The organism is Hymenobacter telluris, from assembly GCF_017313265.1.
Lineage (GTDB): Bacteria > Bacteroidota > Bacteroidia > Cytophagales > Hymenobacteraceae > Hymenobacter > Hymenobacter telluris.
This window is the reverse complement of record NZ_JAFLQZ010000007.1, coordinates 113,155-129,226: the sequence shown is the minus strand read 5'-3', so window position 1 is coordinate 129,226 and position 16,072 is coordinate 113,155. Positions and strand designations below refer to the sequence as shown.

Annotated in this window: 12 protein-coding genes and 1 tRNA gene; 3 read left to right on the top strand and 10 right to left on the bottom strand. The window is 56.8% G+C overall.

Annotated elements, in window-relative coordinates; translation table 11 throughout:
- Positions 1-213 precede the first annotated feature (213 nt).
- A complete protein-coding gene (locus J0X19_RS12665; protein WP_206984729.1) occupies positions 214-513 on the top strand; it encodes a hypothetical protein in 300 nt (99 codons plus the stop codon).
- A 75-nt stretch (positions 514-588) separates the two neighbouring features.
- Here the strand turns inward: J0X19_RS12665 and J0X19_RS12660 are convergent.
- The 5 genes from J0X19_RS12660 to J0X19_RS12640 form a co-directional block, all read right to left on the bottom strand.
- Positions 589-659 (bottom strand) — tRNA-Cys (locus J0X19_RS12660).
- Positions 660-850: 191 nt separating this feature from the next.
- Complete coding sequence (gene rpsA / locus J0X19_RS12655; RefSeq protein ID WP_242582549.1) at positions 851-2,875, bottom strand: 30S ribosomal protein S1; 2,025 nt, start codon at positions 2,873-2,875, stop codon at positions 851-853.
- 151 nt (positions 2,876-3,026) lie between these two features.
- On the bottom strand, positions 3,027-3,593 hold the full coding sequence (locus J0X19_RS12650; RefSeq protein WP_206984728.1) for a hypothetical protein: 567 nt from the start codon (positions 3,591-3,593) through the stop codon (positions 3,027-3,029).
- A gap of 56 nt (positions 3,594-3,649) precedes the next feature.
- Entirely contained in the window at positions 3,650-4,714 is a 1,065-nt protein-coding gene (locus J0X19_RS12645; protein WP_206984727.1) for a fatty acid desaturase family protein, read from the bottom strand.
- Positions 4,715-4,948: 234 nt separating this feature from the next.
- The gene (locus tag J0X19_RS12640; protein WP_206984726.1) at positions 4,949-6,205 is read right to left on the bottom strand and encodes a DUF3298 and DUF4163 domain-containing protein; all 1,257 of its coding nucleotides are present in this window, start codon (positions 6,203-6,205) and stop codon (positions 4,949-4,951) included.
- Between the two features lie 120 nt (positions 6,206-6,325).
- On the opposite strand from J0X19_RS12640, the gene J0X19_RS12635 reads away from it, so the two are divergent.
- On the top strand, positions 6,326-7,189 hold the full coding sequence (locus J0X19_RS12635) for an alpha/beta fold hydrolase (RefSeq protein WP_206984725.1): 864 nt from the start codon (positions 6,326-6,328) through the stop codon (positions 7,187-7,189).
- 141 nt (positions 7,190-7,330) lie between these two features.
- Here J0X19_RS12635 and J0X19_RS12630 read toward each other — a convergent pair whose 3' ends face one another.
- The 5 genes from J0X19_RS12630 to tsaD all read right to left on the bottom strand — a co-directional run bounded on the left by J0X19_RS12630 (position 7,331) and on the right by tsaD (position 11,010).
- Positions 7,331-7,828, bottom strand: coding sequence for an HNH endonuclease (locus tag J0X19_RS12630; RefSeq protein WP_022822599.1), 498 nt, complete (start codon positions 7,826-7,828; stop codon positions 7,331-7,333).
- A 171-nt stretch (positions 7,829-7,999) separates the two neighbouring features.
- Positions 8,000-8,803 (bottom strand): C40 family peptidase, encoded by an 804-nt coding sequence (locus J0X19_RS12625; protein WP_242582547.1) that lies wholly within the window; start codon positions 8,801-8,803, stop codon positions 8,000-8,002.
- A gap of 171 nt (positions 8,804-8,974) precedes the next feature.
- Positions 8,975-9,451, bottom strand: coding sequence for an SsrA-binding protein SmpB (gene smpB, locus J0X19_RS12620; protein WP_206984822.1), 477 nt, complete (start codon positions 9,449-9,451; stop codon positions 8,975-8,977).
- Between the two features lie 41 nt (positions 9,452-9,492).
- Positions 9,493-9,894 carry a thioesterase family protein gene (locus tag J0X19_RS12615; protein WP_206984724.1) on the bottom strand — a complete coding sequence of 134 codons (402 nt, stop codon included), beginning with the start codon at positions 9,892-9,894 and terminating at the stop codon, positions 9,493-9,495.
- Positions 9,895-10,005: 111 nt separating this feature from the next.
- A complete protein-coding gene (tsaD, locus tag J0X19_RS12610; protein ID WP_206984723.1) occupies positions 10,006-11,010 on the bottom strand; it encodes a tRNA (adenosine(37)-N6)-threonylcarbamoyltransferase complex transferase subunit TsaD in 1,005 nt (334 codons plus the stop codon).
- Positions 11,011-11,386: 376 nt separating this feature from the next.
- Between tsaD and J0X19_RS25135 the strand changes: the two genes are divergently transcribed.
- Complete coding sequence (locus J0X19_RS25135) at positions 11,387-15,964, top strand: translocation/assembly module TamB domain-containing protein (RefSeq protein WP_206984722.1); 4,578 nt, start codon at positions 11,387-11,389, stop codon at positions 15,962-15,964.
- Positions 15,965-16,072: the final 108 nt, after the last annotated feature.

The following is a 16,072-nucleotide window of genomic DNA, read 5'->3' as shown; positions in this document are numbered from 1 at the left end:
TTGTACGCGGAAGTTAAATGTAGGGATTTGAGCCTGCAAAGCCATCATATTCTCTTTTACCCCCTCTTACATCCTGTATTCGAATGCAAGGCAAGCTCAACGGGCAGCTACAGTATCGGTTACGCCGGTAGCCCAGGCCGAGGCTTTGAGGTGAGTAGGAGAATATTTTTCTGCCCCATTAAACCCAGGCTGCTATTTAAGGTCAGGAACAGTATGGAAACGATATATACCGGAATCTGGCAACCCAAAGTCTATGACTTTGCCGAAGGACAGCTGCGCGTAGAACTCCTGCCGGCGCAGGTATCAGGCGCTGATATAGTGATAAGCCACCGCGTCCGCATAAAAGCGGTGAATCTGCCGCCCAATAGGTACCGGGTAGCGGAAACGTGGATGGAGGAAGTTTATCCTAACGATGAGGCCGCCCGCCACCGTTACCACTCTTTTTCCGGCGCCGACGCTGAATACTGGATGAACAGCTTCTACCTGTTGCATATGCAGCCACTTACCGACTGAACGCACCGCGTAGCCAAGCACGAAAAAGCCCGCTGCAAGTTGAACTCACAGCGGGCTTTTTCGTGCTTGTACTTGAGGTGACGGGCGGATTCGAACCGCCGTAGGAGGTTTTGCAGACCTCTACCTAGCCACTCGGTCACGTCACCGGATTGGGGATGCAAACTTACACCTTAATCCGACTTATGCCAAACCCAATGTGGTATTCCTGCTTTCGGGTGGGGTAAATGACTGTTTTTCTGCGAGAAGAAATTCCAAGGAATTATTCCATCCGGTGCGGCTGGCACAAAAAAAGGCCCCGGACTCGTCCGGGGCCTCTCTAACTTACGAGTGCAAAAGCTTAGGCTTTCTCTTCGTCTTTCTTGTCGGCAGCGTCGTCCGAGTCGAGCAGGTGCTTGGCACGCTCTACTACGTCGCCGGCTACTTCGGTTACCTTGTCCAGGGCCGCGGAGGCAGCGCCCGTTACGGCCGACAGAATACCACCTTCGGCAGCTGGAGCAGCCTCAGCGGCAGGGGCAGCTTTAGAAGCGAGCTTCTGCTCACCTACCTGGCGCTCCGAACCCATCATCTTGTCGCGCAGAGCCGACAGAGCATCCAGGTCGCCGAGGGTCGACTTCTCAGCAGCAGGCTGCTTCTTGAGGTCGGTCAGCTTGCCTTCGCCTTGAGCAGCACCGGCAGCCTGGCCAGCGGGGCCTTTCTTCTTGAACTTGGCAGCACGCGTGTCTTCTTCCTGCTGCTGGTTGTAAACAGCAGTGTGCGACAGTACGATACGGCGGTCATCCTTCGAAAACTCAACCACGCGGAAGTCCAGCGACTCGCCGTTTTCGGCGTTGCTGCCATCTTCCTTCACCAGCGACTTCGGATACGCGAAACCTTCGATGCCGTAAGGCAACTCGAGGACAGCGCCACGGTCGGTTTTCTCGGTGATGGTAGCTTTGTGCACCGAGCCAGGAGTGAATACCGTCTGGAACGTATCCCAGGGGTTTTCTTCCAGCTGCTTGTGGCCCAGGGCCAGGCGACGGTTAGCTACGTCCAGCTCAAGCACGAGCACGTCCAGACGGTCACCTACCTTCACCACTTCCGAAGGATGCTTGATCTTCTTGGTCCACGACAGGTCCGACACGTGCACGAGACCGTCAACACCTTCTTCCAGTTCTACGAACAGGCCGAAGTTGGTGAGGTTACGCACGAGGCCATTGTGCTTGGTGCCTACAGCGTACTTGGTGCCGAAGTCGCCACGAGTCCATGGGTCTTCGCTCAGTTGCTTGATACCAAGGCTCATCTTGCGGTCTTCGCGGTCGAGGGTCAGGATCTGAGCCTCTACTACGTCGCCCTGCTTGATGAAGTCCTGCGGGTTGCGCAGGTGCTGGCTCCAGCTCATTTCTGAAACGTGGATCAGGCCTTCTACGCCGGGGATGATTTCCATGAACGCACCGTAGTCGGCTACGTTCACGATGCGGCCTTTCACTTTCGAGCCAACGCCCATATCAGCGGGCAGCGAATCCCATGGGTGAGCAGTCAGCTGCTTCAAACCGAGGCTGATACGCTTCTTGGCTTCGTCGAAGTCCAGAACTACGATGTTCAGCTTCTGGTCGAGCTGCAATACTTCGCTCGGGTGAGCGATGCGGCCCCACGAAATGTCGGTGATGTGCAACAGACCGTCAACGCCACCAAGGTCAATGAACACACCGAAGTTGGTCATGTTCTTGATAACGCCTTCCAGGATCTGGCCTTTCTCCAGGTTGTTGAGGATGGCTTCGCGCTGCTTCTCGAGGTCTTTCTCGATCAGGACTTTGTGCGAAACTACCACGTTGTCGAAAGCAGCGTTGATTTTCACCACTTTCACTTCCATGCGGCGACCAACGTAGATGTCGAAGTCACGGATAGGCTTCACGTCGATTTGCGAGCCGGGCAGGAAGGCTTCAACGCCGTCCAGGTCCATGATCAGACCACCTTTGGTCCGACGCTTTACTACGCCTTCCAGAATGGTGTCATTCTCGAGAGCGTCGTAGATAGACTTCCAGGCCTGCTTGATCTTGGCCTTCTTACGGCTCAGGATCAGCTGACCGTTCAGGTCTTCCTGGTCTTCAATGAATACCTCAACCTCGTCGCCGATTTTCAGGTCGGGCAGGTCGCGGAATTCGGTGATGGATACCAGACCATCGGATTTAAAGCCGATGTTCAGGATTACGTCGCGCTCGGTGATGCCCACCACAACGCCTTTTACTACTTCTTCTTCCTGTACGGTAGTCAGCGTGTTGCCGTACATCTGCTCCATTTCGGCGCGCTGCTCAGCGGTATAGTTACCACCGAAGCCCGACGCTCCTACGTTGTCCCAGTCGAAGTTATCTGCTACTTCAGCCATTTGTTGCTTGCGGCCCTGCTCTACACGTTCGGCTCAGGGCCAACTCCGAAACGCGTTTTTGCTTGATACACAGCGCAAAAGCGCCGGCCCGCCACCCTGACGGGGCGGCAAAGATAAGGAATTCAGAGGATAGATGCGAAAGGCTGACACATTACAATTTTGTACTTACCAGAAAGTCTGGATTGACGTAAACGGTTTTTTGAATTCGTTCTACAATTTCCTCGAACTCACTACTACATTCTCCACGAAAATTCAAAGTAATCGTGCGGTATGAACCAATATACTTGACCATTTTGTGGTAAGCATTGTCATCTGCATTCTCGTAACCTATTTCAATATAGTGATGGCCGTTTGTAGTTGATAGCGTATCAATTACTACCAGATTATGGTTCTTCTCCCTCAAACCTATTAACTCCCTTTTACAGTTAAGCACAGAAGACACTACGTTCCGTGGAATTATGCTAACCTGTATAAATACGCCTCTGGTACTGTCATCACCGAAAGTCTCTGCATACTCAGTGCCTGAGCACGAAAGACAATCAGCAGGAAATACAGGAAGCACTCGGTGAGTTTTCCAACTTTCTGGCAACTCAAACCTCATATTGTCAAAAGTCACTTGAACTGGCACAAGAACTTCTGTTTTGTGTTCACAACCATAAAGTGACCATGAAATATTCAATAAGATTACTATACGCTGAATTAGTTTTAATACCGACATAAAAGAGAGTTGCGGTGGGTACCGCAACTCTCCAAATATACCAAATCAGTATCGTTCTACGCCCGTCCCATTTCGCGTAGGTGGGCTACGTGGGAAGCTACAGCATAGCGCATTTTGGGGTATTCGTTGTACTCCACGCCGAACTCCTCGCAAGCCTGACGGATGATCTTGTTGAGCGCCGGATAGTGGATGTGTGAGATATTAGGGAACAGGTGGTGCTCCACCTGGAAGTTCAGCCCGCCGACCAACCAGCTGATAACTTTGCTATCAGTGGCGAAGTTGGCGGTGGTTTTGATTTGGTGGATAGCCCACTCGTCTTCCAGCTTGTTGGTGATTTCGTGCGGAATAGGGAAAGCGGCGTGCTCGACAGTGTGCGCCAGCTGGAACACGATGCTCATAGTAAACCCTACCACCGTGGTAAACACCAGGAAACCAACAATCCAGGCCACAAATCCAACGCTATAGATGGGCAATGCCACGAACAGGAACAAGTGCAGGGCCTTGAAACCCCAGAATACGCCTTGGTCGGAAGCCGTCATTTTCTTGAGGGGCATCTCGCCGATTTTGCCTTTGAAATACTTCTGGTAGTCCATGAAGAAAATCCAGGCAATGAAGAGCAGGGCGTAGAAAAACCAGAAGTAGAGGTGCTGGAAACGGTGGAAACGGTAGCGCGTTTGGGTGCTGCTCAGGCGCAGCCACGGCTGGGCGTCCAGGTCGTCATCTACGCCGTCCACGTTGGTGTACATGTGGTGGATGAGGTTGTGCTTCATGTTCCACATAAAGCTGTTGCCGCCGAGCACATTCAGCGTGAAGGAAGCGAATTGATTCACCCACTTCGACTTGCTGAACGAACCGTGGGCGCCGTCGTGCATGACGTTGAAGCCGATGGCCGAACCGACCAGGCCCAGCAGCGCGCATTCCAGCAAAGCCAGCCAAGTAGGTGGCGTCAGGAAAACGAGGTGGAGGTATAAGGCTACAAATGAAACCGTAAGGATAACGGCTTTGGCAAACAGCCGGGAGTCGCCGGTGGTGTCTTTGCCGGCTTCGGTGAAGTAGGCAGTGGTGCGGAGCTTCAACTCTTTATGGAAGGAGCGTGAAGCCGCGAATTTGGGTGCTTGCATAAAAGCGTATAGTGAAGAGAATACTGCAAAGGTAGCCCCTACAACGCCAGCGCCGCCGGAATCGTCCATAAGCCCCGCATTTTGCACATTTTCTGCACGAGCTTCTCCGATATATCTGAGCACCTTCTTGCAAGGTTTCTCGGAGTTTGGTGCTGATATTCAGCCACAAACGCTCTATACTGTTGCTTAGCGTGTTTTTTTAACTGGCGCCCGCAGCTTCCAACCCAACTTGGGCTACCGCCGGCTAACTTCTCCCCCACCCCACGGCAGACCGGATTTTAACAAGGGCCGTAGTTGCTCGCGCGGCACGAACAACCGGATTTCACCTTGCGCATACGAGGCAATTTCGTAGGGCGTGTAGATGAACACCGCGCCGCCACTGGTCAGGTATACGTTGTATGTGACGGGCATCTTCTTCACGAATAGAAATTGGTCGAGCGGGACGTTAGCAGGCTGCTTCAGGGTGCGGCGCACTGCCTGTTCTAATAATGCACTGAGTTGCGCCTGGGCATCAGACCGAAGAATATCCTTGAAGCGCAGTTCTTGTCCTGTACGGGCGTTGAATGTGGCAGCACTGGTGCCGTAATTACCGTGCGCGCCGCCACTGTAGCTATACGAGAAAAAGCCCAAGCTCAGCAGGTTATCCTGGTTCCAAAGCACATGAGTGGCCGCCTGGTCTTCGAAACGCAACACGTAGTCGTAGGACGGGGCAGTGGAGCTGGTATCGGGGTTCGTGGGGAGGTTGGGGGCTAGGTCGGCTACGCTGGCGCGGTAGTCTTTCTGAAACGCGCTGAACCGTTGCTGCCAGTATTGCTGCACCGAAGCCGGTACGGCTTTGGTAGCCAGCGAGTCGCCACGCAAATTACGCAGTATGCCGTCGGTGAGGGTGCGGCGGATGGTTTCGGGGCCGCTGGTGGGCAGTAGCACATGCAAGCTGGTGCGGCCGTGGGGAGAGGCTGGCTTGCCGGGATACGCCGCCACCGAGTCGGTGAAGTAGCGCGACGCGAAGGTGATGCTGCCGGGCAATGTGGCTTCGCGCAGTTGCACCCGCTGGCTGCCTCGCGTACCCATCAGCTCTTTGCCCACCAAGCGAAGCCGCCACACCGGGCCACTGCCGTTGTCGTCGGCAAAGGTCAGGTCCCGGTCGCGCAGCACAATGCTGTCGGGCTTGGCCTCGGTGTTGTAGTCGGTGCCCAGTTCATACGGCTGGCCGTCGGCACCACTGTAGGAACCCACGAAACTAGCGTTTCGGCGGCTCTCGAAGCCAGCGGGCCAGGTTTGCAGGTGCAGCGTGATACTGTCGGTGCCGAGGGTGCCACGGTAGATTCGGTACCACGTACCGGGCGAATCCTGCGGGCCGGCTGCCGCTGGCTGCTGAACGGGAGCAGTGGCAGTGGTGGTACCTGAATCGGTTTTGGACTGGCAGGCGGCCAGCACACCCAACAGTAGCACCGATAGACGAACCCGGTAGCGGGCAACGAGAAAAGCCATCTAATTGAGGTTAAGCAATGAATAAATGTGCAAGATATTGTCAGAAAAGTACCTCAGCCGAATCTTCCGCGTATGTACGGACACCAAATCCATTCCACATCTTCTACACACTTTTCACTGATGAGTTACATAAAAGCTGGCCAAGACGTCAACGGCGAAGAAATAAAACTGCACTACACCGACCAAGGCCAAGGCAAACCCGTTGTGCTGATCCACGGCTGGCCCCAGAGCCACGAAGCCTGGACCTACCAGCTTGGTGAGCTGCCCAAGCATGGCTTGCGCGTGGTAGCTTACACCCGCCGCGGCTTCGGTAACTCCTCGAAACCATTTGAAGGCTACGACTACGACACGCTGGCCGATGACCTGAAAGCCGTACTTGACACGCTTGATCTGCAAGACGTAACGCTGGTGGGCTTCTCGATGGGCGGCGGCGAAGTGGCCCGCTACATGAGCCGCCACGGTGGGGCCCGCGTATCGAAAGTGGCTTTCGTATCGGCCGTAACGCCTTATTTGCTGAAAACCGACGACAACCCCGACGGCGTAGACAAATCAGTGTTTGACGACATCCTGAAGAACATTGCCAAAGACCGGTTCGACTTCCTGCAAACCTTCGGCAAGCAGTTCTACGGCGAAGGGCCGCTGTCTAACCCAGTCAGCAAGGCCGTGCTCGACTGGTCATTCGGCATGGCTTCGCTCGGCTCGCACCAAGCTACCGTAGCCTGCGGACATGCTTTCGCTGAAACCGACTTCCGCCAGGACCTGGCGACCATCAGCGTACCGGCCCTCGTTATCCACGGCGAAGACGACAAAACGGTGCCTATCAAAAACAGCGGCGACCGTATGGGCGAATACCTCAAGCACGCTACTTACATCACCTATGATGGTGCGCCGCACGGTCTATTCATCACCGAGAAAGACAAGCTGAACCAAGACTTGGTGGACTTTGCTACTACCGGCACCGTCCGTAGTGGCGAAGAGAGCTAGTAATTACTGCAATCAAAAAAGCCCTGCTTTTCTCGAAAGAGAAGCAGGGCTTTTTTTGTGCGTACCGAATTCAGCAAGAGTGGTACGATTCTATTCACTCCGCGTTATAGGGCACAAAAAAGCCGGAAGCAGCGCTTCCGGCTAGTTATTGAGGTAAGCATGCCAGTTATGGTCGATGGTACCGGCGCTGAGCTTAAGGAAACCGGATAAGGTCGGTTTCTTTGGTTGCTGTCTTATCGTGAGGCCAGCTTCGGAGGGGGTGCGGTGCCCTTTGGCGTGGTTGCACCGGGAGCAAGCCGTCAATAGATTACCCCAGCTGGAGTCGCCGCCGCGCGAACGAGGCAGCACGTGGTCGAGGGTCAGGTTTTTGGTGGAACCGCAGTACTGGCACTCGAAATGGTCACGCTTCATGATGTTGTGGCGGCTCAGGGCAATGCCTTTGTAAGGCACGCGCACGTAGCGCTGCAACCGAATAATGCTGGGCTTGGGATACGAGGTGCTAACGGTACGTATCACGCCATGCTCCGAGTTGGCAATCATCTCGGCTTTATCAAGAAACAATAGAACAAATGCTTTCTGCACACTGCACAGCGTAATGGCCGTGTAATCACCATTCAGAACTAAAACTTTTTGGTCCATACGCTCAAACGGATAAGAATCATGTGGTACAGCGAAAGCTATATGATTCTAAGCGTATTAACAATAGCTGGAAAGTTTAGTTTCCTGGTCAGTTGCCGGTTGTGAGTTGCCGGTTGCCAGTTCCATCAACTAGCAACTGACAACTCGTAACTGGCAACTCGCAACCGGCACTCACTCCGCCAGCAGGCGCTTAATGAGGCGCAGCTTGTGGGTGTACTTCTGGCGGCTGCGGTTGAAGATGCCGTTGTGGTCGAGGGGGTCGATGCGGACTTCGCCGCTGGCGTGGATGATTTGCTGATCTTCCAGCAGCAAGCCTACGTGTACGATGTTGCCGTCGGCGTTGTCGAAAAAGGCCAGGTCGCCGGGCTGGGTTTGGGCCACGAAGTGCACGGTTTGGCCGAGGTTGATTTGCTGGCGGGCATCGCGCGGGAGCTGCACCCCAATCAGGCCATAGAGTTGCTGCATGAGGCCTGAACAGTCGATACCGAACAGGCTTTTGCCGCCCCACAGATAGGGGGCTTTCAGGTATACCAACGCCATTTTCTGGAGCAGGCGCAGGCGGGCATCCACGGGGCCGTGGGGGCCGTGGCCGTTTTGGGGGTTGGTGGCGGCGCCGTTGTAGAATAATTGCCGCTCCCCCAAGCGCAGGGTCATACCATCAAAAAATGGCAGCCGGGAGCCTAGCTGCACCGGAATGCGGGTGTCGGGGTCACTCACCATTTGCACCACATCCAGGGTGCGGGGGTGGTCCTGGGTTTGCCAGGCGGCGAGGTAGTCAGTTGAAACGGGCGTGTGCTGCTTAACGTCCATCCAGCCCACGTACTGGTCGGCGATGATGCGCACCTGCTGCCACTGGTTTTGCACCTGCAAAATGGAATAGCACTCCCCAAAAATCAGCTGGGTGACTATTTCGGCCTTATCTGTAGGCTCGGCGCGTACCGGCACAACGCTCAGCGCGCAGATTCCGTGTTCCAAGGTGGTGAAATGGTGAGGTGGTGAAATGGTGAGTTTGAGGTGGCATCGGCGCAGCCAGTACCTCAAACTCACCGTTCCATATCAGATTACAAGCTTATAAAATTGAACCGCCAGCGCAATTCAAAAGCAAAGAACGTCAAACTCACCATTTCACCACCTCACAATTTCACCTTAATACTCGCGCGCTCGGTCTAACTCGCGCTTCTGGTCTTTCTCCTTGATGCTGTCCCGCTTATCGAACAGCTTTTTGCCTTTGGCCAGGGCAATTTCCAGCTTAGCAAAGCCCCGGTCGTTCACAAACATCCGGATGGGAATGATGGTGAGGCCTTGCTCCTGGCTTTTGTTGTGGAGCTGGTTTAGCTCGCGCTTGTTGAGCAGCAGCTTGCGCGGGCGGGTGGGCTCATGGTTGTTGTAGGTACCGGCGGTGTATTTGGCAATGGTGAGGCCGTGCACCCACAGGCCGCCGTCGGGCTGGAACACGCAGAAACCGTCCTGAATCTGCACGCTCCCGTCGCGGATGCTCTTGATTTCGGTGCCTTGCAGCATAATACCGGCGTCGTACTTGGCCAGAAACGCGTATTCGTAGGAGGCGCGGCGGTTCAGGATGTTGACGCGCTTAGGGAGGTCTTCTTTCTTACTCACGGTAATTCAAGGGTTATTTCTGGCAGTATCAGGCAGGCTCCGAGTGGCTACTCTTTTGAGCGTAGCTGCTGGAAACGAGCCTGCAACCGGGCACTGCTCACAATACGCTGGCCGGTTCGGCCGGTGGCTACCAGCCGCGCGCCTACCCGGGCTTCTACGCAGCAAGTCAGCGTGGGGCCTTCCAGTTGTTCAAAAATAGCTCGAATTTCCACGGTTTCTCCTTCGAAGGCCGGGGCATGGTGCTCGATGGTCAGCAGCGTGCCAATCCCGGCCTCCCCTTCTTCCAGCATCTGCTCTACAAACTGCCGACTGCACCATTCCATAGCCTGCCCCAGCGCAAACGTGCTCAGCACCGGATGAATCAGCCGGCCGTTGAGTACGGCAAAGTCCGGTGGCGCAACCACCAAGGAGTACGTTTGGACGTCGCCGGGCTGGAAAGGGTTCTGCATCGTTGTTGATGGTTGGTTATTGGTTTTTTGTTGTTTGTATTTGGCTTTCCGGCAGCGGCAACACGGGCTTGTTTTGTCGAAAAACAAAAAACCAATAACCAACAACGAACCCTATACCAGCTTCAGGCGCGGGTCGGAGCTGACGAGCTGGGTGGCGAAGTCGTTGGCTTCGTATTGGAAATGGGCCGTCATGGCAATCATGCCGGCGTTGTCGGTGCAGTATTGGAAGGCGGGAATGAACACCTGCCAGTTTTGCGCGGCGGCTTCGTCTTGTAGTGCCTGGCGCAGCCCGGAATTGGCCGCTACACCGCCAGCTAAGGCAATGTGGCTGAGGTGATGGTCGTGGGCGGCGCGGCGGAGCTGGCGCAGCAGCGTCTGGATGATGGTGTGCTGGATGCTGGCGCACAGGTCGGGCAGGTTTTCCTGCACGAAGTCGGGATTCTTGGCGACTTCCTTTTTCAGGAAATACATAACGGCCGTTTTCAAGCCGCTGAAGCTGAAGTCGTAGCCGGGCATGGCGCCTACCGGGAACGGGAAGCGCGTGGGGTTGCCTTGGCGGGCCAGCTTATCGAGGTGAGGGCCGCCGGGGTACGGTAAACCGAGCTGCTTGGCCGTTTTGTCGAAGGCTTCGCCGGCCGCGTCGTCAATAGTCTGGCCGATAATTTCCATGTCCAGGGCGCTGCGCACGATAACCAGCTGGGTGTGGCCGCCGCTCACGGTGAGGCACAGAAACGGAAATTCCGGCCGCGGGTCCTCAATGAAATGCGCCAGAATGTGGGCCCGCATGTGATTCACGGCAATCAGTGGCTTGCCTAGGGCCAGAGCCAGGGTTTTGGCAAACATGCCGCCTACCAACAACGAACCCAGCAGCCCCGGACCTTGCGTAAACGCCACGGCGTCCAGGTCGTGCTTGGCAACGCCGGCTTTGTGCAGCGCGGCCGTTACCACGGGCAGCAGGTGCTGCTGGTGGGCGCGCGAGGCCAGTTCGGGCACTACGCCGCCGTACTGCTCGTGCACTTGCTGCGTGGCTACCACGTTGGAGCGAATTTCCCCATCAACCATTACGGCCGCGGAGGTATCGTCGCAGGAAGATTCGATGGCGAGAATGGTGGGCATTGGATGGTATGGTGAGAGTAGGAAATATTGCTACAACAGCCCGTCATGCTTCATCTGGCGTCCGCTGGTCGAAGCATCTCGCGTGCTGATGTTGTAAGAGTAACCTGACGTCAGCACGCGAGATGCTTCGACTAGCGGACGCCAGATGAAGCATGACCGTTCTATGGGGTGTGCATGATGGTCTACTTCACTGCTTGAAATAGACGGAATGCGCAGTAAAGTTCGTTGAAAAGCGTAAACCAATTCCGTTTACTACCGTCAGAAGCTTAACCATTCGCGGCGTGGTATCGTTCTTGCCACGGCGGCTGCCAGCCGGTACCCGGTTAGCACACAACCACTAACCCCGTATCTTCGCCCCTTACGCCCCGTTTCGCCTGTGCCTCGTTTCCTCTCCATCCTGCTTAAAGTGCTGCTCGGCCTGGTGCTGGTGTTGGTGCTCGTGGTGGTAGGCGCGCTGGTGGCGTTGCGCGTGCCCAGCGTGCAAACGCGCATTGCCCGCGAGGCGGCCAGCATCCTCACCGATAAGCTAGGCCAGAAGGTGATAGTGGGCCGGGTGGATGTGCGGCCGTTTTCGAGGGTACTGCTGCAAGGCGTGCAAGTGCTGGACCGACGCGGCGGGGAGCTGTTCAATATTGGCCGGGCCGACGCGTCCATCAGCTTGTTCAGCGTTTTCGACCCTTCGCACCTGCACATCAGCAACCTGACGCTGGAGGAGCCGCGCTTTTCGCTGGTAACCTATAAAACGCAGCCCGACTCCACCACCCTCTCGCAGTTTTTGAGCGCGGTGCGGCGGCTGGTAGGCCCCTCCGATACCACCAAGGTCAGCAAGCCCTTCGACTTCAAGATTGAAACCGTCAGCCTGCGCAACGGCCGCTTCGTGCTCGACAACCAGGCCACGCCCCGCGCCGAATACTACGGCCGCTCGATGGATTACGCCCACATGTACCTCGACAGCATCTACGCCGAGGTATCGGACATTCAGCTGCACGGCGACACGATTCACACCCAGATCAACAACCTGCGCACCGTGGACACGCCTTCCGACACGCGCCTGCGCGAGCTGACGGCCAACATGACCTACGCCGATAAGTTCTGGGAGTTCGACAAGCTGAATCTGCGCGTTGGTCGCAGCCAGATTCATGATTATCTGCGCTTTGAGTACAACCACTTTCTGAACTTCACCGACTTCAACGACTCGGTGCGGGTGGTGGCCCGGCTGAAACCGTCGCGCATCTACTCCGACGATATTGCCCATTTCGCGCCCCAACAATCGGTTCGCGACCTGAAGGAAACCGTGCTGATTGCCGGTCAGGCCGAGGGTTACGTCCGAAATTTCCGCACCAAAAACCTGGACGTGCGCTACGGCCGCAACTCACGCGTGGTGGGCGACATTGCGGTGGAAGGCCTGCCCAATTTTCAGGAAAGCTTCATTGAAATGAAGCTGCAACCCTCGGTGGTGGACGGGCGCGACATTCGGCGCTACATTCCGGCTTCGGGCTGGCCCTACGTGCAGCGGCTAGGCACCGTGAAGCTAAAAGGGCAGTTTCTGGGGTTCTACAACGACTTTGTGGCCAACGGCTCGTTTGATACGGCGTTAGGCTCGGTGGTGTCGGACGTGAACCTGAAGTTCAAGACCGACCCGCGCTACTCGTCTTATAGCGGCGACATCAAGACCACCAATTTCCAGCTGGGCCGCCTGCTGGGCCAGGAGCAAGTGATTCGCGACGTGACTATGAACGGGCGCGTGCAAGGCGTGGGCTTCTCGCTGAAGGATGCCACCCTGACGGCCCGCGCTACGGTGCAGCGCATCTGGCTGAACGGCTACCGGTTCCGCAACATCACCACCGACGGGCGCTTCAGCCGCGAGTCGTTTACGGGCCGCGTGGCCGCCAACGACCCTAATCTGCAATTCGACGCCGACGGTACCGTTAACCTCAACAAAGCCGCGCAGGCGTTTGATATGCGGGCCCGCGTCCGCCGCGCCGACCTTAAGGCCCTGGGGCTCACCAAGCAAAGCGTAACGGTAGCCACCACCGCCGACCTGAAATTTCGGGGGCTGCGCCTCGATGATTTGTTGGGCCGCATTATTCTCCGCAACACCCGCCTGGGCTACGCGGGCCGCACCTTGGATTTGGATACGCTGGATTTGCTGAGTGTCCGGCGCGACGGGCAGCGCCAGCTCCGGATGCGCTCCGAGGCGTTTCGGCTGACTGCCGTGGGCAACTACAATTACACCGAAGTAATCAAGAGCGCGCAGGTGCTCATAACTGAATACCAGCTCAATTTCGAGAGTAATGACGCGGCCATTGCCAACTACTACCGCCGCAAGCGCCAGTCGCCGATTCGGGAGTACGCCATTGATTTGGATTTGTATCTGAAGAAGCCCAACCCCGTGCTGCAACTGTTTGTGCCAGGGCTGAAAGTGGCCAACAACTCGCACATCGACGCCACGTTCCGCAACGGCCAGACCTCGATTTTCCAGATGGGCGGCAGCTTCGACACGCTCCAGATTGACAGCGTCCGCACCTACCGCACTGATTTCGACTTCACTACCTCCAAGCTGCCTTACCAACCGGAGGTGCTGGCGCAGGCCAGCGTGACGTCGGAGCGGCAGGTGCTGCCGGGGCTGGGGGCTACCCAGGGCTTCTATCTGGAAGGCGTGTGGGACCAGGAGCGCATCAACTTCTCCACGGCGCTGGCCCAAACCAATACCACCAACAAGGCGCAAATCAACGGGGCGCTGTCGTTTCTGCCCGATGCGGTGAAAATCGTGTTCCGGCAGTCGGGCGTGAATTTGCTGAACAAGGATTGGCAGATTGCGCAGGATAATGCCGTGGTGATTTCCAACAAAGGCAAGGAGATTGATATTCAGAACCTAAGCCTGAGCAACGGGCCGCAGAGCATCAGCGCCCAGGGCTTCATTTCGCAGGACCCCGCCAAGGAGCTGAAGCTACTGGTAAAGGATATGGAGCTGGCCACGCTCACCTCACTTACCAAGCAGAACATGACCGGCCGCGTGAATGCCGAAGGTACGGTAAGCGGCATTTTCGGGTCGCTGGCCCTCAACTCCACACTGGCCGTCGATTCGTTGGCGCTGGATGGGGTGCTGATTGGCGACGTGAAGGGCAGCAGCAGCTGGGACAACCGCGCCAGCCAGGCCCTGCTCGACCTGGATGTGCTGCGCGACGGCCAGCGGGTGGTACGGGTGGCGGGTACCATTGCCCCCAGCCACTCAACCGAACAGCTCAACCTGACCGCCGTGCTCGACAACGCTCCGGTGAAGCTGGCCGAGCCGTTTCTGAAAACCATCTTCCGCAACCTGGGCGGTACGGCCGTGGGTACGCTGCGGCTGGCCGGCCGGCTCAGTGCGCCCCACCTCACCGGCACCATCGACGTGTCGGAAGGCCAGCTGACATTTATCTATCTGAACACCACCTACACCTTCTCCGACCGAATTCGGTTTACCGATGACCGGATTTCGCTGAACGATATCAAGATGCGCGACCCGCTGGGCAACTCTGGCACCATCAGCGGCGACATTTTTCACGACGGGTTTCAGAACATGCGGCTGGCGCTGGAAGCTTCTTTCCGCAAGATGCTGGTGCTCAATACCACCCGCAAAGACAACCAGCTGTACTACGGTACGGCCTACGCTACCGGCTCGGCGCGCGTAAACGGCCCGTCCACCAACCTGGTAGTGAACGTGCAGGCCAAGTCCGACCCTGGCACGCGCCTTTCGCTGCCGCTCGACAACGCCGCCAAAGCCGAGCAAGCCAGCTACATCCGCTTCGTGAACCGCAACCTGCTCGACACGACTAGCACGCCGGTGCCCATTGGCGTGCAGGACAAGGTGGACCTGTCGGGGATTCGGCTGAACATGAACCTGGAAGTAACGCCCGATGCCTACGTGGAAATCCTGCTCGACGAAAGCACCGGCGACGTAATCCGGGGCACGGCGGCGGGGCGGCTGCGTTTGAACATCGATACGCGCGGCGACTTCAACATGAGCGGGCAGATTGAGATTGTGCGCGGGGCGTACAACTTCACTTTGCAAGGCCTGGTCAACAAGGAATTTGTGGTGCGGCCGGGCGGCACCATCGTCTGGAACGGCGACCCGCTGGCCGGCGAAATGAACGTGACGGCCGCATATACTCAGCGTACTTCGCTGGCTCCTGCCCTGCCCGGCAATACCGCCGTGGTACCTGTTACGGCCGTTATGAACCTGACCGGGCCGCTGCTGCTGCCCGCCATCAAGCTCAATTTGGAGTTCAACGATATTCCCTCGTCGTTGGAAGGCGACCTGGCCCCGTTCCTGTCGTCGTTGCGCAACGATGAGCAGGAGCTGAACCGGCAGGTATTCAGCCTGGTGGTGTTCCGACAGCTGGCGCAGGTGGGCTCGTTGTCGTCGGTTACCTCCTTGCGCGGGCAGGATAACGCCCTGGGCAACAGCCTCGGGCAGATTATTTCCACTCAGCTCGGGGCCCTTACCTCGCAGCTCGACCCCAACCTGGAAATCAGCTTCAACTTCAACGGACTTTCCGCCGAGCAGCTGCAGGCCTTGCAGGTGCGGCTGAGCTACTCGTTCCTGAACGGCCGCCTGCGCGTGACGCGGGAAGGCGGCTTCAGCAACACCGGCACCCTCACAACCTCTACGGGCGTACCCATCTCCGGCTCCAACGCCAATACTTCGGTTATCGGGGATTTGAGTTTGGAATACGCTCTGCGCACCGACGGGAAGTTCCGGGCCAAGCTGCGCTACGAAACCACCCCGCGCGACTACAGTGACCTAACTAACCAGAATCAGGCCCGCGCGGGCATCTCCCTGCTGCACACCGAGCAGTTCGACTCCCTAACTGAGCTATTCGCCCGCAAGCACCTGCGCCGCCGCGAAACCAACGCCCGCAAAGCCCGCGAAGTGCTCAACATCGACGACGACCCACGGACGACGCTTTAAGTGGTTGAATTGTTTAATTGTTGCATTGCTGAATTGTTAGTTGTTCGACGAGACATTAGAACGACCAACAATTCAGCAATGCAACAATTAAACAATTCAATCCCCAAC